The sequence below is a fragment of the Wenyingzhuangia sp. IMCC45574 genome (assembly GCF_054182685.1).
This window is the reverse complement of sequence record NZ_CM135169.1, coordinates 247161-266924: the sequence shown is the minus strand read 5'-3', so window position 1 is coordinate 266924 and position 19764 is coordinate 247161. Positions and strand designations below refer to the sequence as shown.

19 protein-coding genes and 1 other RNA gene are annotated in these 19764 nt (G+C 31.9%); 11 read left to right on the top strand and 9 right to left on the bottom strand.

What is annotated here, in order from left to right; genetic code table 11:
- Positions 1 to 95 precede the first annotated feature (95 nt).
- The 3 genes from ACXHHC_RS01320 to proC all read left to right on the top strand — a co-directional run bounded on the left by ACXHHC_RS01320 (position 96) and on the right by proC (position 2731).
- Positions 96 to 497, top strand: a complete 402-nt coding sequence (locus ACXHHC_RS01320; RefSeq protein ID WP_458227847.1) for a DUF1573 domain-containing protein — start codon at positions 96 to 98, stop codon at positions 495 to 497.
- 125 nt (positions 498 to 622) lie between these two features.
- A complete protein-coding gene (locus tag ACXHHC_RS01315; RefSeq protein WP_458227846.1) occupies positions 623 to 1846 on the top strand; it encodes a pyridoxal phosphate-dependent aminotransferase in 1224 nt (407 codons plus the stop codon).
- Positions 1847 to 1933: 87 nt separating this feature from the next.
- Entirely contained in the window at positions 1934 to 2731 is a 798-nt protein-coding gene (gene proC / locus ACXHHC_RS01310) for a pyrroline-5-carboxylate reductase (RefSeq protein ID WP_458227845.1), read from the top strand.
- Positions 2732 to 2798: 67 nt separating this feature from the next.
- Here the strand turns inward: proC and proB are convergent, their stop codons facing one another.
- Both proB and ACXHHC_RS01300 read right to left on the bottom strand, forming a co-directional pair.
- Complete coding sequence (proB, locus tag ACXHHC_RS01305; RefSeq protein WP_458227844.1) at positions 2799 to 3569, bottom strand: glutamate 5-kinase; 771 nt, start codon at positions 3567 to 3569, stop codon at positions 2799 to 2801.
- Between the two features lie 273 nt (positions 3570 to 3842).
- The gene (locus tag ACXHHC_RS01300; RefSeq protein WP_458227843.1) at positions 3843 to 5090 is read right to left on the bottom strand and encodes a hypothetical protein; all 1248 of its coding nucleotides are present in this window, start codon (positions 5088 to 5090) and stop codon (positions 3843 to 3845) included.
- Between the two features lie 316 nt (positions 5091 to 5406).
- On the opposite strand from ACXHHC_RS01300, the gene ACXHHC_RS01295 reads away from it, so the two are divergent.
- On the top strand, positions 5407 to 5805 hold the full coding sequence (locus ACXHHC_RS01295) for a hypothetical protein (RefSeq protein ID WP_458227842.1): 399 nt from the start codon (positions 5407 to 5409) through the stop codon (positions 5803 to 5805).
- A 59-nt stretch (positions 5806 to 5864) separates the two neighbouring features.
- On the opposite strand, the gene ACXHHC_RS01290 is transcribed toward ACXHHC_RS01295, so the two are convergent.
- Positions 5865 to 8069, bottom strand: coding sequence for a RecQ family ATP-dependent DNA helicase (locus ACXHHC_RS01290; protein ID WP_458227841.1), 2205 nt, complete (start codon positions 8067 to 8069; stop codon positions 5865 to 5867).
- 72 nt (positions 8070 to 8141) lie between these two features.
- Here ACXHHC_RS01290 and ACXHHC_RS01285 point away from each other — a divergent pair, with 72 nt between their 5' ends.
- Genes ACXHHC_RS01285 through lptB form a run of 3 tightly spaced genes read left to right on the top strand, consistent with a single transcriptional unit; the run spans position 8142 to position 10655 of the window.
- A complete protein-coding gene (locus ACXHHC_RS01285; RefSeq protein ID WP_458227840.1) occupies positions 8142 to 9104 on the top strand; it encodes a KpsF/GutQ family sugar-phosphate isomerase in 963 nt (320 codons plus the stop codon).
- Positions 9105 to 9107: 3 nt separating this feature from the next.
- Positions 9108 to 9911 (top strand): twin-arginine translocase subunit TatC, encoded by an 804-nt coding sequence (gene tatC / locus ACXHHC_RS01280; RefSeq protein ID WP_458227839.1) that lies wholly within the window; start codon positions 9108 to 9110, stop codon positions 9909 to 9911.
- Between the two features lie 3 nt (positions 9912 to 9914).
- The gene (gene lptB, locus ACXHHC_RS01275; RefSeq protein WP_458227838.1) at positions 9915 to 10655 is read left to right on the top strand and encodes an LPS export ABC transporter ATP-binding protein; all 741 of its coding nucleotides are present in this window, start codon (positions 9915 to 9917) and stop codon (positions 10653 to 10655) included.
- On the opposite strand, the gene ACXHHC_RS01270 is transcribed toward lptB, so the two are convergent.
- Complete coding sequence (locus ACXHHC_RS01270; RefSeq protein ID WP_458227837.1) at positions 10652 to 11389, bottom strand: CDP-alcohol phosphatidyltransferase family protein; 738 nt, start codon at positions 11387 to 11389, stop codon at positions 10652 to 10654. The genes lptB and ACXHHC_RS01270 overlap by 4 nt on opposite strands.
- A 140-nt stretch (positions 11390 to 11529) precedes the next feature.
- On the opposite strand from ACXHHC_RS01270, the gene ACXHHC_RS01265 reads away from it, so the two are divergent.
- A complete protein-coding gene (locus ACXHHC_RS01265) occupies positions 11530 to 12615 on the top strand; it encodes a putative type IX sorting system protein PorV2 (protein WP_458227836.1) in 1086 nt (361 codons plus the stop codon).
- Positions 12615 to 13754: a lipoprotein N-acyltransferase Lnb domain-containing protein gene (locus tag ACXHHC_RS01260; RefSeq protein WP_458227835.1), complete on the top strand. Its 1140-nt coding sequence runs from the start codon at positions 12615 to 12617 to the stop codon at positions 13752 to 13754. Before ACXHHC_RS01265 ends, ACXHHC_RS01260 begins: the two co-directional genes overlap by 1 nt.
- A 152-nt stretch (positions 13755 to 13906) precedes the next feature.
- On the opposite strand, the gene aroQ is transcribed toward ACXHHC_RS01260, so the two are convergent.
- Complete coding sequence (aroQ, locus tag ACXHHC_RS01255) at positions 13907 to 14323, bottom strand: type II 3-dehydroquinate dehydratase (RefSeq protein ID WP_458227834.1); 417 nt, start codon at positions 14321 to 14323, stop codon at positions 13907 to 13909.
- Positions 14324 to 14419: 96 nt separating this feature from the next.
- On the opposite strand from aroQ, the gene xerD reads away from it, so the two are divergent.
- Positions 14420 to 15316 carry a site-specific tyrosine recombinase XerD gene (gene xerD / locus ACXHHC_RS01250; RefSeq protein WP_458229214.1) on the top strand — a complete coding sequence of 299 codons (897 nt, stop codon included), beginning with the start codon at positions 14420 to 14422 and terminating at the stop codon, positions 15314 to 15316.
- Between the two features lie 223 nt (positions 15317 to 15539).
- Here the strand turns inward: xerD and rny are convergent, their stop codons facing one another.
- From rny to ACXHHC_RS01230, 4 genes are all read right to left on the bottom strand, one after another.
- Positions 15540 to 17102, bottom strand: a complete 1563-nt coding sequence (rny, locus tag ACXHHC_RS01245; protein ID WP_458227833.1) for a ribonuclease Y — start codon at positions 17100 to 17102, stop codon at positions 15540 to 15542.
- A gap of 49 nt (positions 17103 to 17151) precedes the next feature.
- Positions 17152 to 17260, bottom strand: a non-coding RNA gene (ssrS, locus tag ACXHHC_RS01240) — 6S RNA.
- 57 nt (positions 17261 to 17317) lie between these two features.
- Positions 17318 to 17611 carry a cell division protein ZapA gene (locus ACXHHC_RS01235; RefSeq protein WP_458227832.1) on the bottom strand — a complete coding sequence of 98 codons (294 nt, stop codon included), beginning with the start codon at positions 17609 to 17611 and terminating at the stop codon, positions 17318 to 17320.
- A 7-nt stretch (positions 17612 to 17618) separates the two neighbouring features.
- Positions 17619 to 17909 carry a hypothetical protein gene (locus ACXHHC_RS01230; RefSeq protein WP_458227831.1) on the bottom strand — a complete coding sequence of 97 codons (291 nt, stop codon included), beginning with the start codon at positions 17907 to 17909 and terminating at the stop codon, positions 17619 to 17621.
- Positions 17910 to 18076: 167 nt separating this feature from the next.
- Between ACXHHC_RS01230 and ACXHHC_RS01225 the strand changes: the two genes are divergently transcribed.
- Positions 18077 to 19762, top strand: coding sequence for a M23 family metallopeptidase (locus ACXHHC_RS01225; protein WP_458227830.1), 1686 nt, complete (start codon positions 18077 to 18079; stop codon positions 19760 to 19762).
- Positions 19763 to 19764: the final 2 nt, after the last annotated feature.

The following is a 19764-nucleotide window of genomic DNA, read 5'->3' as shown; positions in this document are numbered from 1 at the left end:
CAAAAATACAAATATCCTTAGGACAAAAAAAAATACGGTACGGTTATTGAAAGTTTCATTATTAAAATTTAATTTTGACTAAAAATTTAATCATCATGAAGAAATTACTTTTCACTATATGTTTAGCTATTTTACCTGCTTTAACATTTGCGCAATACGCTAAACCAGAAAGCAAAACTGGATTAAAACCTCAAATGAAATTTGAAACTGAGGTAATTGACTATGGAACCATTAAGAAAAACGCTGATGGTGTTCGTTATTTTAAATTCGAAAATACGGGTAGTGCTCCTTTAATTATTAAAAGTGTAAAGGGGAGTTGTGGATGTACGGTACCAACAAAACCAGAAAAACCAGTTATGCCTGGTCAAACAGGAGAAATTAAAGTAAAATATGCCACTAACAGAGTAGGTAGATTCACTAAAACGGTTACAATTGTGTCTAACGCCACAGAAAAACCGAAAGTAGTAAGAATTAAAGGTGAGGTTTTAAAAGAATAGTTAAAAGAAATACTCAACATACAAATTCAGAGCTGCTTAAATTATTTAAGCAGCTTTTTTTATATCCAACCGCAACAAAAATTGTACTTTTGTTGCCCTAATTTTAAATTAAAAAACACAATACAATGCTAAGAGTTTCTAACAAAGGTCGTGCTATTCCCGAGTCTCCAATTCGTAAATTGGTACCTTACGCGGAAGCCGCAAAGAAACGTGGCACTGAAATTTTTCATTTAAATATTGGACAACCTGATATTAAAACTCCAGAAATTGCTCTAGAAGCAGTTCGTAATATAGATATGGAGGTATTAGAGTATTCTACATCTAATGGATCTGAACAATACAGAAATAAATTAGTTGAATACTATAAAAAACACAATATAAACGTTACTAATGAGCAAATATTAGTAACTACAGGAGGTTCCGAGGCCTTGTATTTTACCATTGCAGGTATTACAGACCCTCAGGATGAAATTATTATTCCAGAACCCTTTTATGCTAATTACACAAGTTTTTCTATTGCTGCAGGTGTGCATGTAGTGCCTATTAATACTAGTATAGAAGATGGTTTTGCATTGCCTAAAGCAGATGAGTTTGAAGCTTTAATTACACCTAGAACCAGAGCTATTTTAATCTGTAACCCAGGGAATCCAACGGGTACACTTTACTCTAAACAAGAGATTAAAGCGTTAAAGAAATTAGCTGTAAAATACGATCTCTTTTTAATTGCAGATGAAGTATATCGTGAGTTTGTATATACAGACGAGGGACACTACTCTATTATGCAAGAAAAAGGCATGGACATGAATGCCATTATGATTGATTCTACCTCTAAAAGATATAGTATGTGTGGAGCTAGAGTGGGTTGCGTAGTTTCTAGAAATCCTGAATTGATTAGTACGGTAATGAAGATGGCACAATCTAGACTTTGCCCTCCTACTATTGCACAAATTGCTGCAGAAGCTGCTTTAGATACTCCTCAAAGTTATTTTGATGAAGTAAAAGCTGAATACATAGAACGTAGAAACATTTTAATAGAAGAATTATTAAAAATTGACGGAGTACACGTAGTAAAACCTAAAGGAGCTTTTTATTGCTTAGCAGATTTACCTGTAGACAATGCCGATAAATTTGCACAATGGCTATTAGAAGAATATAGCAACAATGGACAAACAGTAATGGTTGCTCCTGCTAGTGGATTTTATTCTACACCTAATATTGCTTTAAACCAGGTTCGTATTGCTTACGTTCTAAAGAAAGAAAAGTTAGTGCGTGCAGTAGAAATATTAAAAGATGCGATTGAAGCTTATCGTATTAGTACTGAGAGCTTAGTATTGAGTACAGAGAAATAAAAAAGTAAACACAAATGTTCGTGAAAAGTGTATTTGTATACACGTGTATTCAATTAACAAATCAACGAATAAACATCAAATCAAAGAATGAAAAAAATAATAGTTATAGGAGGAGGAAACATGGGGTTTACCTATGCAGAAGGAATATACAATGCGCAAATAGCCGAAATTGAAATTATAGAAAAATCTACAGATAGAATTGACTATATAAATAGTTTAGGAAAAATGAAAGCTTCTGATTCTTATGAATCTTTACAAACAGCAGATATTATTTTTTTAGCAGTAAAACCACAAATAGCTCCGCTTCTTTTTGATGAGATAAAAAGCATTGTAAACAACAATCAACTATTTGTTTCTGTAATGGCTGGGATGTTGATAGAAACCATTCAAGAAGGTTTAGGAATTGATAAAGTAATTCGTTGTATGCCAAATCTACCTGCATCTATTCAATTAGGAATGACAACTTATGTAGGTTCAAATAAAGTCGCAAAGGATGAATTAGATTTTGTAGGAACTATTTTACAAGCTACAGGAAAAGCTTTTGAAGTAAAAAGTGAGGCTATGATTGACAATACTACCGGAATATCTGGAAGTGGTTCTGCATATATCTTTTACTTTATGAATGCAATGGCAGAAGCTGCAGAAAACATTGGATTTAATTCTGCTGAGGCAAAAACATTGGTTTCGCAAACTTTTGAGGGGGCTGTAGAGCTTTACAAACAAAACGATATCTCTTTAGAAGAATGGATGAACCGTGTTGCTTCTAAAGGTGGTACTACGCGAGAAGCTTTAAATAGTTTTGATGCTAATAGCGTACACCAACATATTAAAGACGGTGTTACTGCTTGTATTAACAGAGCTATTAAATTAGGAGGTAAGAAATAATAAATTGTATACATAAACAAAAAACGTCTCTATTTAGAGACGTTTTTTGTTTAATACTATATAAAGCTTACACAATTTTTGTACCTACAAAACTATTTTCCTTTACAATATCTATTATTATATTTTCTGTTTTACCATTTACAATAAAGGTTTCTATATTCTTTTTAGCTGATTTTTGAGCCATATCTAATTTAGATTTCATACCTCCTCTTCCCTCACCTTCTCCTTTGGTGTTTTCTTGCATGTACTTATCTAAGTTATCGTCGTGTTTTACTTCAGAAATCAACTCAGATTTTTCTTCATTAGGGTGTCCTGTATAAACTCCATCAATATCAGTAAGAATAATTAGTTTATCTGCATTTAAAAGCTCTGCTATTAAACTTGCCAGCTCATCATTATCAGAAAACATAGATTTTGTAACCGATACCGTATCATCTTCATTGGCAATAGGAATAACACCTTCGCTTAACAAGCCGTTGTAACAGTTAATCATATTATCTCTATGAACCCCTAATTGAAAATCTCTTTTAGTTGGCAATACCTGCGCACAATTAATTCCATAGTCATGAAAAATATTGTAATACAATCTCATTAGCCTAGGCTGACCTATAGAAGAATATACTTGTCTTCTAATAGACTTATCTTCTATACTAGATTTCCCTAAAATTTCTCTACCCGCCAAAGATGAACCCGAAGAAACAAGAATTGTCATTATATTTTCTTCGTAAAGTTGTGCTATTTGTGTAACTAAATTGTGTAATACTGGTCGTACGATTTTATTGTTTTTATTTTTCAACACATTGGTTCCTACTTTCACAACAATCAATTGATCGTACATACAAATTTTATTTTTTGTTTATCTAGCAAAATTACGAATTATATATGGAGTAAAACGGTAGTTTCTGTAAATACTAAAGCGTTAAAAGCTTTCTTACTTGTTGTCAAAACCATATTCGGTTTTCTAATAACTTTAGACTAGATTTTGTCTTAAAAAGAAATAAGCTCAACACAATGTTGAACTTATTTCTTTTAATTCTTGTTTAACATAGTTACAACATGCTGTAACTATGTTAAACATTTAAAATTTTGTTTTTATTCTTAAATTAGAGTTCTACTCCATAATCACTTTTACAACATCCTCTAAATTCCCTTTAGAAATTTTTACGATGTAAATACCACTTGTTAAACTTTCAGCTCCAACCTTAGCCCCCGTAATTGAATAAACAGCATCAATTTTAGCTCCTAATACAGTAATTAAACCATCTTTGGCTGTTACACTAGCTCCCTCAATTTTTGATTCAGAAATAGACAATGTAGAAGCAAGTACAATAAATCCATCAGGATCTTGTGCCAATTCATTAGCTGTTCCGTCATGTTGAATTTGGTTTAATTGAGATTCCGTAAGAGTTGCTGTAAATTTAACTTTCTTATTTGCAAAAGAAGTAATGTTTAAAACAGAAGTAGATGCCAAAGCAAAAGAACCAATTACAACAGAACCATCTCCAGACACATCAGCTAAATCTAACACAGTAGTATTGGCAGAACTTCCAGCTGTTTTTAAACTAGCAATACTTGTTTGCTGTGCGTTAATATCTAAAGTACTACTTCCAGATGCCGAAGAAAAATTAAATGTACCACTAAATGTATCAGCTCCATTAATTTCAGTTGTAATTCCACTTACAGTTACTTTTAAAACTCCTGCTGCAGCTCTTAAACCTCCCGCAGTAGTAATGTTAGACACAAACTTAGCTATAGTTCCTGTATTATCTGTATTTAATAACTGACCGGTATGAGCAGATAAATCTGCTGTACTTCCAAAAATCACATCTGAATTAGAATTTTTATGAATTTGTAGAGTACCTGCACCTGCAAGGTTTCCATTAAATTCAATAGCATTGTCAGAATAATTCTTAATATTTACCAAACCAGCAATTGTCAATGTTTTTCCAGAGACAAAAATAATTTTGTTCGTTGCTTTTCCTGCCACAGTATCAATATTAGTTGTTCCTGTTGCAGTAAACGTGATATTACAATCGAGTGTTAAAACAGCATTCTTAATATTCTTTATAATTTGAGGAGAAGTAGCATCTAAAGCTAACGTTAAAGTGTTAGTTCCTGTAATTGTATAATCTCCTGAACCTCCCATTTCTATATTGGCAACAACATCATCCATATCTAACGTAACATCTGCAGCAATAATTACCGCATCTGTATCTGTTGGTAAAGCATCTCCTACCCAATTTGTTGCTGTACTCCAGTTATTATCTCCTGTACCTCCATTGTTATCAAACGTAATTTGAGCTTGCATTGCAACAGCTACTAAAGTTAAAATAAAAGATAGCATGTAATTTTTTCTCATAATGATTTATAATTTAAATATTAATAAGAACCAAAGTTAGATTGATAGACAGCAGCCCAAAGACAAGAATGTTTTTCACAAGGACTCAAAGCGTTATAGAAAAACCAAGTTTAAACTATACTTGTTAAAAAGTAACACTCAGAAACACAAAAGAATATATTTCCTATATAGACGAAAACTAACACAACTTTATGTTGTAGGTCCAATTCAATTTTAAATGGATACTCTTAAGCAGTAAGATTTTAAAAATAACCTATGTTAGGTTTGGTTTTTTTAATTATATTTAGTTATAACTAAAAGCAAACCGATATATCTTATGAAAAAACCTACCCTACTTTGCAATTGCAAGAGTAAGCTAGATGCTTATTTCCTAAAAAATATTATTCAGAAAATAGCTGTAATACCGGTTTCTATCCGTGCTTACAACAGAGAAATTCATTTAATTGTAGATGATAGTAATTTTACAAAGGCCAACCTTATTTTATTAAACCAACTTGCTCTTTTACCAAGTTCAGTGGCTATTAAATGCAGTAAAAATGTTGAAGATGATATGTATAGTATTAACTTATTCCAAACAATATTTTCTAAAATAGAAGAGTACTTGATTCATTTATTTCTGAATAGGTCTTACTATTACAAAACCCCAGAATTACAACCTTTAAAAATTGTAACCAAGAAACAACCTTTTAACAAGTATAAAAAAGTTGAATTTTAGATCAAACAAAAAAGGAGGTGCTTTAAAAGCACCTCCTTTTTTGTTTGTATAGTTTTATATTAGTTCGCAACCTCACTAATAAACTTAATTCTCATCAATCTTAGCTCTTCATCGTCATAATCTCCATCAAATTCCTCAGAAGCTACACTAATTTTATCATTCTCAGCCTCCATAAAATAATCATATATTTCTTCTTGCTGATCTTCATCCAAAATATCATCTATATAGTAATCAATATTTAGCTTGGTTCCCATATACACAATAGACTCAATCTCTTTAATTAGATCTTCCATTTGCAAACCTTTTGATTTGGCAATATCTTCTAATGGAAGTTTTCTATCTGTATTCTGAATAATATATAGTTTTAAACCAGATTTTTCTCCTGTAGTTTTTACAACTAAGTCGTCTAATTTTTCAATATTATTTTCCTCAACATACTTGGCAATTAAATCTACAAAGGCTTTACCAAACTTTCTAGCTTTACCATCTCCTACTCCATGAATATTGGCTAACTCCTCCATAGAGGTTGGATACTTTAAAGTCATATCCTCTAAAGAAGGATCTTGAAAAACAGCATACGGTGGAATTCCTTTCTTTTTACCTACATCTTTTCTTAAAGCTTTTAATAGCTTCATTAATTGATCGTCTGTAGTAATAGCAGCTTTATTCTTTGCATTGGCAATAATAACAGACTTGTCGTTCTCGTCTACATACACATGGTCTTCAGTCATTAAAAAAGAACTAGGTTTGGCTAAAAACTCATGCCCTTTATCTGTAACCTTTAATATACCATACTGCTCTATTTCTTTGCGCAAATACCCTGCAACCAAAGTCTGACGTATTAAAGCATTCCAGAATTCATTGTTTTTATCCTTTCCTAATCCAAAGAAAACGCGTTCTGGAGTTTTATGAGAAATTAACATTGCATTAGGTTTCCCCATTAAAGTAGCAACAATGTCTTTTGTTTTGTATTTCTCTTTAGAGTCTCTAACAATAGTTAATAACTTTTCTACATTGTCACCTGCCTCAACTTTCTTCTTAGGATTTTTGGTATTATCATCCATTTTAGCTCCTAATCCGTTCACTGGATCAAATTCTTCACCAAAATAATGTAATAAATAACGTCTTCTACTCATAGAAGTTTCTGCATAAGCAACTACCTCCTGTAAAAGTGCATGCCCTAATTCCTGTTCAGAAACAGGTTTATTGGCCATAAACTTTTCTAATTTCTCTATGTCTTTGTAAGCGTAGAATGCCAAACAATATCCCTCACCATCATCTCTACCTGCTCTACCAGTCTCTTGGTAGTAACTTTCTAAACTTTTAGGAATATCATGATGAATTACAAAACGAACATCTGGCTTGTCAATTCCCATTCCAAAAGCAATGGTAGCAACAATAACATCTACATCTTCCATTAAAAACATGTCTTGATGTTTTGCTCTAGATTTTGCATCTAAACCTGCATGATACGGTAATGCTGATATTCCGTTTACCTGTAATGTTTGTGCAAGTTCTTCTACTTTTTTTCTACTTAAACAATAGATAACACCAGATTTCCCTTGTCTTTGTTTGATAAAACGAATAATATCTGGAACTACATCTTTTGTTTTTGGACGTACTTCGTAAAATAAATTAGGACGGTTAAACGATGCTTTAAAAGTATTAGCATCTGTCATTCCTAAGGTTTTTATAATATCCTCTTGTACTTTTGGAGTTGCTGTAGCTGTTAAACCAATAATAGGTACATCACCAATACGAGTTATTATTCTTCGTAAGTTCCTGTATTCTGGTCTAAAATCATGTCCCCATTCTGATATACAGTGAGCTTCATCAATTGCAAAAAAAGAAATTTTCTGCTCTTTTAAAAAGTCTACATATTCATCTTTTGTTAAAGACTCTGGTGCTACATACAATAATTTAGTAACTCCATTAACAATATCAGACTTTACCTGATTTACGTCTGTCTTGTTTAAGGATGAATTTAATACATGTGCAATTCCTACCTTGTCAGAAATACCTCTAATAGCATCTACCTGATTTTTCATTAATGCAATTAGCGGAGAAACTACTATAGCAGTTCCCTCTTGCATTAAAGCTGGTAATTGGTAACAAAGAGATTTCCCTCCTCCTGTAGGCATGATAACAAAAGTATCTTTACCTGCTACTATACTCGTAATAACATCTTCTTGTAAACCCTTGAATTTATTAAACCCAAAATACTTTTTTAGCGGGGTATACAAATCAATTTTATCTTGATTCATAATAATCGTATACTTATTTTTAAATACATTTGTAATCTAAAATTATAACTTTTTTTATCAAAAATTACAACTTTGAATAACGATATACTTTCTATTGCTAAGAAAACTATAGAGCAAGAAAGCAATGCTATTGCTAATTTAGCTAATTTAATTGATTCTAATTTTGAAAATGCTATTAAATGTATTTTAAAGAGTAAAGGAAGGGTTATTATTACTGGAATTGGTAAGAGTGCTACTATAGCTACCAAGATAGTTGCTACCTTAAATTCTACGGGAACTCCTTCTATTTTTATGCATGCTGCAGATGCCATACATGGAGATTTAGGAATTATTCAGGATGATGATGTTGTAATTTGTATCTCTAAAAGTGGAAATACTCCTGAGATTAAGGTTTTGGTCCCTTTAATTAAAAGAAACAACAACCCTATTATTGCTATTACAGGAAATATAGATTCTTTTTTAGGTAAGAATAGTACTTATGTACTAAATACTTTTGTAGATATGGAAGCTTGTCCAAACAACTTAGCTCCAACTACAAGTACCACTGCACAGCTAGTAATGGGAGATGCCATTGCGGTAACGTTACTAGAAATCAATCAGTTTACTAGCAAGGATTTTGCAAAATACCATCCTGGTGGTGCTTTGGGAAAACGTTTGTATTTACGTGTAAGCGACCTGGTTGACAAGAACGAAGTTCCACAAGTAAATACCAATACAGACATAAAAGAAACATTGTTAGAAATATCTAATAAAAGATTAGGAGCTACTGCAGTACTGAACGCTAACAACCTGGTAGGAATAATTACAGACGGAGATGTTAGAAGAATGTTGAATAACAATGATAATTTCTTAGTTTTAACTGCTAATGACATTATGAGTTCTAATCCAAAAACAATCCATATAAACGAAATGGCTATAAAAGCCATGGATTTAATGGAAGACAATAGCATATCGCAATTAGTTGTCGTAGATGATAATGGAACTTATAAAGGAATCATACACATTCACGATTTAATAAAAGAAGGAATTTTTTAAGGAATGGGAGAACAAAATGAAATGTCTTTTTTAGATCATCTTGAAGAATTAAGATGGCACTTGGTAAGATCAACCGTTTGTATTTTAATTTTTACAATCATCATATTTACTTTTCAAAGACAAGTATACGATCACTTTTTATTAGCGCATTTAAATCCTGATTTTTCTACTTATCAATGGTTTTGTGATGTTTTTACACAAATAGGTATCGATAGTAGCTTTTGTAACTTATCGTTTAATGCTAAACTGCAAAGTTTATCTCCTACCAATCAGTTAATGAATGCCTTATGGTCTAGTTTCATTTTAGGAGCTATTATATCATTCCCTTATATAATTTGGGAAATGATGCGTTTTATTTTACCTGGATTAACAGACAATGAACGTAAAAAGAGCAAGGGGTTTATTTTAATTGCAACTTTCTTAATGATCTTAGGACTGTTATTTAGTTACTATATAATTGCTCCTATGTCTGTGTATTTCTTTTACAATTACCAAATTACAGACACCATTGTAAACAACTTTCAGTTTGATAGCTATATTGGATTAATTACAAATACCCTATTAGGAGTTTCTATTGTTTTTGAGCTTCCACTAGTAGTATATTTCTTAACCAAAATAGGTTTAATAACACCTGAATTTTTAAAGAAATACAGAAAACACGCTTTGGTATTAGTTTTGATAGTTTCTGCTATTATTACGCCACCAGATGTTGCAAGTCAAATTATTGTGGCCATTCCTATTCTAATTTTATATGAAATTAGTATTGGAGTATCTAAAGTAATTGTTAAAAAACAAAAAGAAAGCTAATCCATGATTTTAAGAGCGGATAATATTCAGAAAATATACGGGAGCAGAAAAGTAGTAAAAGGAATTTCTTTACAAGTAGAACAGGGAGAAATTATTGGTTTACTAGGCCCTAACGGTGCAGGAAAAACCACTTCTTTCTACATGATTGTTGGTATGGTAAAACCTAATGAAGGTAATATTTTCTTAGATGATAAAGAAATTACCAACTACGCTATGTACAAACGTGCCCAAAATGGTATTGGTTACCTAGCACAAGAAGCCTCTGTATTTAGAAAATTATCTGTAGAAGAAAATATTTTGTCTGTATTACAATTTACAGATAGAACCAAGGCACAACAAAAACAAAAATTAGAAGAACTAATTGAAGAGTTTAGTTTAGGTCATGTAAGAAAAAACCGTGGAGATTTACTTTCTGGTGGAGAAAGACGTAGAACAGAAATTGCTCGTTGTTTGGCTTCGGATCCTAAGTTTATTTTATTAGACGAACCTTTTGCAGGTGTAGACCCTATTGCTGTAGAAGACATTCAATCTATTGTAGCTACGCTAAAAAACAAAAACATTGGTATTCTTATTACCGACCATGATGTACAAGCAACACTAGCTATTACAGACAAAACGTACCTAATGTATCAAGGAAGTATTTTAAAAAGTGGTACTCCGCAAGAATTAGCCGATGACGAAATGGTTCGTAGAGTATATTTAGGAGAAAGTTTTGTTTTAAAAGAGAACAGGTTTAAAAACTAAGCTTTTTTCTTCCTTTTCGTATCAAACATAGATAGCAATAAATACACTAGAATAATAGCAGGTAATGCTGCTAGTTTTATCGTTACAATTAACAACAAACAAATTGCTAAGAAAATAAACTTAATTTTATTCTCTTTAAATCCAAAGCTTTTAAACTTAAGAGCAAAGAGTTCTATTTTTGCATTTAACATATAGCAACTTAGTACTGTTATTAATAATAGTACATAGTGATTATCTACAATGTAATTGATATAACTATAAGCATCATACACATGCATTAATGGCAAAGACAAAATAAACAAAGTATTTGCCGGTGTTGGCAATCCAATAAAGCTTTCTGTTTGATTGGTATCTATGTTAAAATTCGCTAATCTATAACAAGATGCCAATGTTATTGCAAACCCAAAACTAGCTATTACAGGAAAGTTTTCTAGCCCTTGTATGTAAGACAACGGTTCGTTATGACTTGACTTTAATAACATTTGCACCATTACAATTCCAGGAACCACTCCACTTGTAACCATGTCTGCTAAAGAATCTAACTGCTTTCCTAATTCACTTTGAACTTTAAGAATTCTAGCAGCAAAGCCATCAAAAAAGTCGAAAAATATTCCTAGCAGGACAAATAAAACGGTCAGTCTTATCTCGTTATTTACAGCATATACAACTGCTAAACATCCAGATAACAAATTTAATAAAGTCAATAAATTGGGAATAAAACTACGTATTTTCATAAACAGGTCTTTCTAATTTGCAAATCTAATCATAGTTTTGAGTTAGATAATATATAAGTTAGATAAAATTTCACTTCTATTCTAAAATTGAAACAATATATTTGCATTCATAAGGTTAGTATTGAAACAAAATATATCTCTTGAAAAAATATTTATTAGCAACATTATTCGCCATTTTATCTTTTACTACTAATGCTCAATTGGTTAGAAGCTATTCTAATGAATTTTTAAACATTGGAGTTAGTGCAAGAGCTATGGGTATGAGTAAATCTGTGTCTTCGTTTGTTACAGGTGTTGAATCTGGTTATTGGAATCCTGCAGGAATTGTAACTGTACAAGATTATGAATTTGCAGGAATGCACAACTCTTTATATGCTGGTATTGCCAATTACGATTATTTTGCCGTAGCCTTACCTATAGAAAGAGATGAAATAGCCTTTGGTGTTTCTTTTGTGAGATTAGGAGTAGAAAATATTTTAAATACAACCAGTCTTATTGACAACAATGGTAACGTAGATTATAACAATATCTCTTCTTTTACTTCTGCCGATGTAGCTGCCATTTTAAGTGTGGCCAAATCTTTTCCTAAGTTAAATTTAAACGTAGGGATTAATGGAAAAATTATTAGAAGAAATATAGGTAACTTTGCTATTGGTCATGGTTTTGGTTTTGACATTGGGGCACAATATAAGTTGAATGATAAAATAAATATTGGACTTACGCTTAGAGATATTACCACCACGTTTACCGCATGGAATGTTAAGGATGCTATATTCAATGACATATCTGAAGCACAAACACAAGAAGACGGACAAAATCAAGAAAGACCTGATAAATACGAATTAACCCTTCCTAAATTTCAATTAGGTATTTCATATGTAAAACAGTTTAATGCCAATTATAAATTATTATCATCTATAGATCTAATTGGTAGATTTATAGAAACCAATGATATTGTATCTAGTAGTTTTGTAAGTTTTAGTCCTCAAATAGGTTTTGAATTATCTTATATTGATCGAGTGTATTTAAGAGCGGGGGCTGGTAATTTTCAAAATGAATTGGATTTTGACAACCAAGAAAGCTTAACTATTGAACCTAGCTTAGGTATTGGAATTAGATTTAATCTTTTACACATAGATTATGCGCTAACCAATGTGGGAGATGCTAGCGGACTAGGATACTCAAATGTCTTTTCTATTAAAGTACAACTTAACGAAATAAGATAATGAGGTTTCTTTGCATTCTTGCTTTCTTCTTAGTTCAAACTATCTACTGTCAAAAAATACAACTTTCTGACAAAGCTGAAGTAAGCATATTAACTTGTGCACCGGGTCAGAACGAGCTCTACTCGCAGTTTGGGCACAGTGCTATGAGAGTAAAAGATCCTGTTAACCATTTAGACAAAGTATACAACTACGGAACCTTTAATTTTAACCAACCTAATTTCTATGTGAAATTTTGTAGAGGACAGTTGTTATACGAATTATCTAGTTACGATTACAAATACTTTCCGTATAGATATTACAGTGAAAACCGTTGGGTTAAAGCACAAGTAATAAACCTTACAAGAGAAGAAAATCAAAAGGTGTACGACTTTTTAGAATGGAATGCACTTCCTGAAAACAAAAAATACTACTACGACTTTTTCTATGACAATTGCGCGAATAAAATGTACGAAGTCTTAGAGAAAAGTATTGGTAAAATTGATTTTGATTACACTGGATTCCCTAAAGACTATACACATAGAGATTTAATTCACCTATACCTTGGTAAAAACAACTGGGGAAAGTTTGGAATTGATTTAGCATTAGGGGCTGTAATAGATAAAAAAGCTACTTTTAAGCAATATATGTTCTTACCAGACTATGTTTACACAGGTATAAACAACAGTACCTTAAATGGTAAGAAAATAGTAGCCAAAGATACTTTTATACTACCCGATTATAATTTAGAAATTCCGGGAGTACCTTTTTTACTAAGCCCATTGTTTGTAGCTCTAGTTCTTTTAGGAATAAGTCTACTTTTAATGTTGCTAAAAAAGAAAACAAAACGTTGGTTTAACTTCCTAACAATAATCTACGGGGTTACAGGTCTAATTATTTTTGCTTTGTGGTTCTTAACAGAACATTCTACAACCAAAATGAATTTTAACATCTTATGGGCAAATCCATTATTGTTAATCATCCCATTTTTAAAAGCCTCTATACAACAAAAATTAGCTGCTTTAATTGCTATTATGTGGCTAGGCTTTGTAATTATAGCAATTGTAGGATATCAAGTATTTAACTTGCCAATTTATGTATTTGCTTTAGGTTTGCTACCTATGTACTTCAAACTTTTCAAGCCAAGTAAGAGGAGTATCTAAATTTTTATCGCTAAACTCTAAATGAATTACTCTTCTTCTTTTATGGTTAGTTGTTCTGTTGGATGCATGGAATGTTAAGGGTTTCATTAGCATCACTCCTCCTCTATCAACTTCACAAATTATTTCTTATGCTTCACTAAATAATGAGTACTTTAAGAAATAAAACTCTGTACAGCTAACTCATAGCTTTGCAAACCAAAACCAAGAATTACCCCTTTACAAACTGGAGATAAAAAAGATTTGTGTCTAAAAGCTTCCCTTTTGTGTACGTTAGAAATGTGCACCTCTATCACAGGAGTGGTAACTCCACTAATGGCATCTGCTATAGCTACAGAAGTATGAGTATAGGCACCTGCGTTCATAACAATTCCATCGTAAGAAAAACCTACTTCATGAATTTTATCAACCAAAGCTCCTTCACTGTTAGATTGATAATACTCTAACTCCACTCCAGAAAACTTTTCTTTTAAGATTTGGAAGTATTGCTCAAAAGTTTGAGTTCCATAAATTTCTGGTTCACGTTTTCCTAATAAATTTAAGTTAGGACCATTTAATATCAATAGTTTCATAGTAGCTTCTTCAGATAACAGTCAAATTTAGCAAAAAAACTTATCATGCCAGTAAAACAGGCTTATTTCCTAACTTTTATTCCTATTTTTACTTTAGTGAAATGGAAAATATACATACAAGATTTTTGTCAGTACCTTTTAATTGAAAAAGGACTCGCAGAAAACACCATTATTAATTACGAAAAGGACTGTAACAAATTAGCTTCTTTTTTAGAGGAAACAACTCTTAGCCCTATTACGGTTAACACAGCAGATATTCAAACCTTTTTATACGATTATTCCAAAACTCATAAAGCTAGGTCCCAGGCAAGATTGATCTCTGGTCTTTCTGCATTCTTTGAGTATTTAACAATTGAGAAGTACAGAGAAGACAATCCAATGCAAATTATAGAAGCTCCAAAAATTGGTTTGCATCTCCCAGATACGCTAAGTGAAGAAGAAATTAATCTCATCATTAGTGCTATCGATTTATCTCATCCACAAGGAGAAAGAAACAGAGCTATTTTAGAAACTTTATACGGTTGTGGTTTGCGTGTTACTGAACTTATCAACTTAAAAATTTCAGACTTGTATTTTGATGAGGGTTTTATTAAAATCACAGGAAAAGGGAATAAACAACGTTTGGTTCCTATCAACCTTTACACAGAAAATATTATCAGTAATTATATTCATCAACAACGAGTACTTACTCCTCCCAAAAAAGGAAACGAGGACATTGTATTCTTAAATAGAAGAGGAAATCAACTAACCCGAGTGATGATTTTTACCATCATTAAAAAATTAGTAGAAAGCACCAATATTAAAAAAACAATTAGCCCGCATACGTTTAGACACTCTTTTGCTTCTCACTTATTAAAAGGAGGAGCTGATTTAACAGTGATACAAGCCCTCTTAGGACACGAAAGTATAACCACAACAGAAATATACTTACATATAGACAAAACAAAGCTTACAGAGGTTGTAAATAGATTTCACCCTAGGGCTAATAACTAATAATATTTTTAATTAAAAAGCTCTCAACTCCGCTCGCTCCCCTGTTTAAAGAGTTGTGTTTCTATGGGGACAAGGTAATCGAGTAGCATGTACAGAGCTTATCGAAGTATCGAGATGTAATTTTTATATTGGATTTATACAAAATATTAAGATGTAAAATCCTATAAAAAAATCCGCTAAGAAATGAATCTTAGCGGATTTTTTAGTTATTGATTGTAAATTCTTACTTCGCAATATTTACAGCTCTTGTTTCACGAATTACTGTAATTTTAACTTGACCTGGATACGTCATTTCAGTTTGAATTTTCTGAGAAATATTAAAAGACAAATCAGCTACTTGCTCATCCGATACTTTTTCACTTTCTACTAAAACTCTCAACTCACGTCCTGCCTGAATGGCATAGGCCTTTTGTACTCCTTTAAACCCAAATGCTAAATCTTCTAAATCTTTTAATCTTTGGATATACGAATCTAATACCTGACGTCTTGCTCCTGGTCTTGCTCCAGAAATAGCATCACATACTTGAACGATTGGAGCAATCATGTTCTTCATCTCAATTTCATCGTGGTGGGCACCAATAGCATTACAAACGTCTGGTTTTTCACCATATTTCTCTGCCCATTGCATACCTAAAATAGCGTGTGGTAATTCGCTCTCTGCATCTGGGACTTTACCAATATCGTGTAACAATCCGGCTCTCTTAGCTGCTTTAGGGTTTACGCCCATTTCTGCTGCCATAATACCACATAGGTTTGCTACTTCTCTAGAGTGCTGTAATAAGTTTTGTCCATAAGAAGAACGGAACTTCATACGACCAACTGTCTTAATAAGCTCTGGGTGTAAACCATGAATTCCTAAATCTATTACGGTACGCTTTCCTACTTCTATAATCTCCTGATTGATTTGACGTTCAGTCTTTTCAACTACTTCTTCAATTCTTGCAGGGTGAATACGTCCATCGGTAACTAATTTATGTAACGATAAACGTGCAATTTCTCTACGAACAGGATCAAAACAAGAAAGAATAATTGCTTCCGGAGTATCATCAACAATAATTTCTACTCCTGTAGCAGCCTCTAATGCTCTAATGTTTCGCCCTTCTCTACCAATAATACGTCCTTTAACATCGTCAGACTCAATGTTAAAAACAGACACACAGTTTTCTACAGACTGCTCTACTCCAACTCTCTGAATTGTGTTTAAAATAACTTTACGAGCATCTTGTTCAGCAGTTAACTTAGCCTCTTCCATCTTATCTCTAATGTAAGACATCGCATCCGTTTTAGCCTCTTCTTTTAAAGAATCAACCAATTGTACTTTTGCTTCTTCTGCAGAAAGACCAGAAATAGACTCTAACATCTCTACTTGTCTTTTGTGTATTTTACCTACCTCAGATTGCTTTTTGTCAAGAATTTCAATTCTGTAATTGTAATCAGCTTCTTTGTCTTCAAGATTCTTTAACAATTTTCTTTCTTTGTCTATTTCTTTGTTTAGTTGAGACTCTTTGTCTTTAGCTCTCTTTTCAGATTCAGAAATCTTTTTATCTCTTGCTAAGATTACTTTTTCGTGTTCTGCTTTAAGCTCTATAAACTTTTCTTTTGCTTGAAGAATTTTGTCTTTTTTAAGGGCATCTGCAGTTACTTTAGCCTCTTTAACAATGGTGCTTGCTTCTTTCTCTGCCCCAGCCAATACTTTAGAAACCTTAAGTTTCTCTAATATTTTTGCCAAAACATAACCTACCAATAAAGCAGCTACTGCAATTAATATAACGGTTGTATTTGTCATTAATAATAAATTTGATATATATAAAAAAACCTACTGAGGTTAGTTTTATAAACTCCAATTAAACATTTTTTAGGACTAACATTGTGATCAAGTATCTGCTCGTAGACAGCACGCTTTAACACAAAAGACTCATCCTTTTTAAAGATATAGTGTTGAGTTTATCAAACGAAAACCAAAGTAGGCAGTGTTTTTATGTTTATGTAAAGAACTCTATATTAATCTAAATACGTTTCTAAGTTACTATTTAATTTTGAAATTCTTGCAATCATCGCCTCGTTTTCTTCCTTTTCCATTACATCGTTTACCTCTATAACAGAAGCAAACTGTAATGCACACATAGCCAATACATCCTGTTTATCGTTAACAGCATAATTACTTTCGTAATTAGAAATTAATCTATTTATGTTGTTTGCAGCTTTTCTTACCCCTTGCTCTTCTTCTGCAGATTTTACAGAAACGGGGTAATTCCTTCCACCAATTACAACATTAATTTTATACGTATCAGCCATACAAGAATTATGTATTTAATTCTTTTATACAATGATCTATCTCCGCAATTAAATAATCTATCTTCTCCTTCGTATCCTTCTTATATCCTTCACTGCCTTCTAATGTTTTAGCTATTTTTAACGTTTGGAGTTGTTCTTTGTAAAAGGAAATCTCTTCTTTTTGAGCTTTGTTTTCTTGCATTAACAAGAAATTTCTATTGCTTAAAATTTCATTTTCTTTTTTCAAAAACTCATAACGCTCCAAAAGCTTTTCAATATTAGCCTCTAGCTTGGCTATTACTCGCTCTTGTCTCTCCATAGTTATAAATCTCTAAAACAATACTTACAAAAGTAACATTGTTATTTTTAAATGCAATTTTTTAACACTTTATTTATCATATTCTCACTTATTATTGTTTCTCAGCTATTTATGCAGGTTTTTTTTTGAGATTGTATATTTTTGTTGCCCTATAAAATTGAATCCTCTTGAGAAAAACCGCTTTCCTACTACTTTTATTACAATTTGGTATCTGTTTTGGACAAAAAAAATATCCTCAAAATGTGTTTAGAAACCCTTTAAACATTCCCATTGTATTAGCAGGTACATTTGGTGAATTAAGATCTAATCATTTTCATGCTGGTATTGATATTAAAACAAATGGTAAATCTGGATTAAAAGTGCATACTGCTTTAAACGGATATGTTTCTAGAATAAAAGTATCTACTTCTGGCTACGGAAAAGCACTTTACATAACACACCCCAATGGCTATACCACTGTATATGCTCACTTAAGTAGGTTTAGTGATAACATAGAAAAATACATTAAAGCACGACAATACAAAAAGAAGTCATACGAAATCCAGGTATTTCCCTTAAAAAATGAGTTGATAATCACTACTAACGAAGTTGTTGCCTACTCTGGAAATACAGGTGGCTCTAGTGGTCCACATTTACACTTTGAAATAAGAGATACCAAAACCGAAAAAATAATTAACCCTTTACTTTTTGGATATAAAGTTAAGGACACTAAAAGCCCTACCATTTTAGGACTAAGAGCCTATCCTGCAAACAATAGCGCGGCTATAAACAACATTTCTGTAGCGCAAGAAATACCATTGACAAAAATTAAAGCTAATTATTATACTGCAAAGTCTGTAAAGGCTATTGGAGCAATTGGTTTTGCAATACAAACACACGATTTACAGAATGCTGCTACTAACAAAAATGGAGTTTATAGCATAGAGACATTCTTAAATGATCAACCTGTATATCATCACAACCTAGAGACTTTTTCTTTTGATGAAAGTAAATACATCAACCTATTAATTGATTATCCTTATTATAGCAAAGCCAGAAGAAAATATCAAAAAACCTATGTAGAACCGGTTAACAAATTGTCTATTTATAAAACCAACTACAACAAAGGGTATCTAAATATAGTAGATAAGGGCAACTACACTCTTGTTATTAAGATTAAAGATGTTGCTAACAATGTATCAACAGTTAAAGTTCCAATTGTTGGAGATGCTAAAATCAATCCTATTATAAAGGAAAATAAAACCACCGATTTTTTTGTTGATAGAATTAGAGAAACCATTTTTAAACAAAAACACGTAGAAATTTATTTTCCTAAATACTGTATGTACCAAAGTAGATATATAGATTTTAAAGTAGACGATACTAATTTTACCATAGGCAAACCTAATTTCCCTTTAAACTATAGCTACACCATTAAATACGACTTGGATTCTTTGCCTCCTACAACTCATAAATATGCTTACATAGCTCTAAAAAACAAAAAATACACCAATTACATATCTTCTCATAAAAAAGGAAATCAACTTACAGCACGTACTAAGTCTTTAGGTAATTTTACAATTGCTTATGATAGTATAGCTCCTAAAATTTACAACCTAAGCTTTTATAAAAATCAGAACATTGGCAAACATAAATCTATTAAAGTATCTATTAAAGACAACCAAACTGGTATAAAAAGTTACTATGCTACAATTGATGGAAAATGGATATTAATGGAATACGAACCTAAAACAAAAAGGCTAATATTTGATCTAAATGATTTAAAAAGCACCAATAAAAAGCATATCTTTCAACTTAAAATACAAGACCTTTTAGGAAATACAAAATCCTTAAAAATGGACTTTATTAAATAATA

Bases quoted from the DNA above. Each gene is read 5' to 3' on its own strand.
- ACXHHC_RS01320 (WP_458227847.1), top strand. From the start codon at position 96: ATGAAGAAATTACTTTTCACTATATGTTTAGCTATTTTACCTGCTTTA.
- ACXHHC_RS01315 (WP_458227846.1), top strand. From the start codon at position 623: ATGCTAAGAGTTTCTAACAAAGGTCGTGCTATTCCCGAGTCTCCAATT.
- proC (WP_458227845.1), top strand. From the start codon at position 1,934: ATGAAAAAAATAATAGTTATAGGAGGAGGAAACATGGGGTTTACCTAT.
- proB (WP_458227844.1), bottom strand. From the start codon at position 3,569: ATGTACGATCAATTGATTGTTGTGAAAGTAGGAACCAATGTGTTGAAA.
- ACXHHC_RS01300 (WP_458227843.1), bottom strand. From the start codon at position 5,090: ATGAGAAAAAATTACATGCTATCTTTTATTTTAACTTTAGTAGCTGTT.
- ACXHHC_RS01295 (WP_458227842.1), top strand. From the start codon at position 5,407: ATGAAAAAACCTACCCTACTTTGCAATTGCAAGAGTAAGCTAGATGCT.
- ACXHHC_RS01290 (WP_458227841.1), bottom strand. From the start codon at position 8,069: ATGAATCAAGATAAAATTGATTTGTATACCCCGCTAAAAAAGTATTTT.
- tatC (WP_458227839.1), top strand. From the start codon at position 9,108: ATGGGAGAACAAAATGAAATGTCTTTTTTAGATCATCTTGAAGAATTA.
- lptB (WP_458227838.1), top strand. From the start codon at position 9,915: ATGATTTTAAGAGCGGATAATATTCAGAAAATATACGGGAGCAGAAAA.
- ACXHHC_RS01270 (WP_458227837.1), bottom strand. From the start codon at position 11,389: ATGAAAATACGTAGTTTTATTCCCAATTTATTGACTTTATTAAATTTG.
- ACXHHC_RS01260 (WP_458227835.1), top strand. From the start codon at position 12,615: ATGAGGTTTCTTTGCATTCTTGCTTTCTTCTTAGTTCAAACTATCTAC.
- aroQ (WP_458227834.1), bottom strand. From the start codon at position 14,323: ATGAAACTATTGATATTAAATGGTCCTAACTTAAATTTATTAGGAAAA.
- rny (WP_458227833.1), bottom strand. From the start codon at position 17,102: ATGACAAATACAACCGTTATATTAATTGCAGTAGCTGCTTTATTGGTA.
- ACXHHC_RS01235 (WP_458227832.1), bottom strand. From the start codon at position 17,611: ATGGCTGATACGTATAAAATTAATGTTGTAATTGGTGGAAGGAATTAC.
- ACXHHC_RS01230 (WP_458227831.1), bottom strand. From the start codon at position 17,909: ATGGAGAGACAAGAGCGAGTAATAGCCAAGCTAGAGGCTAATATTGAA.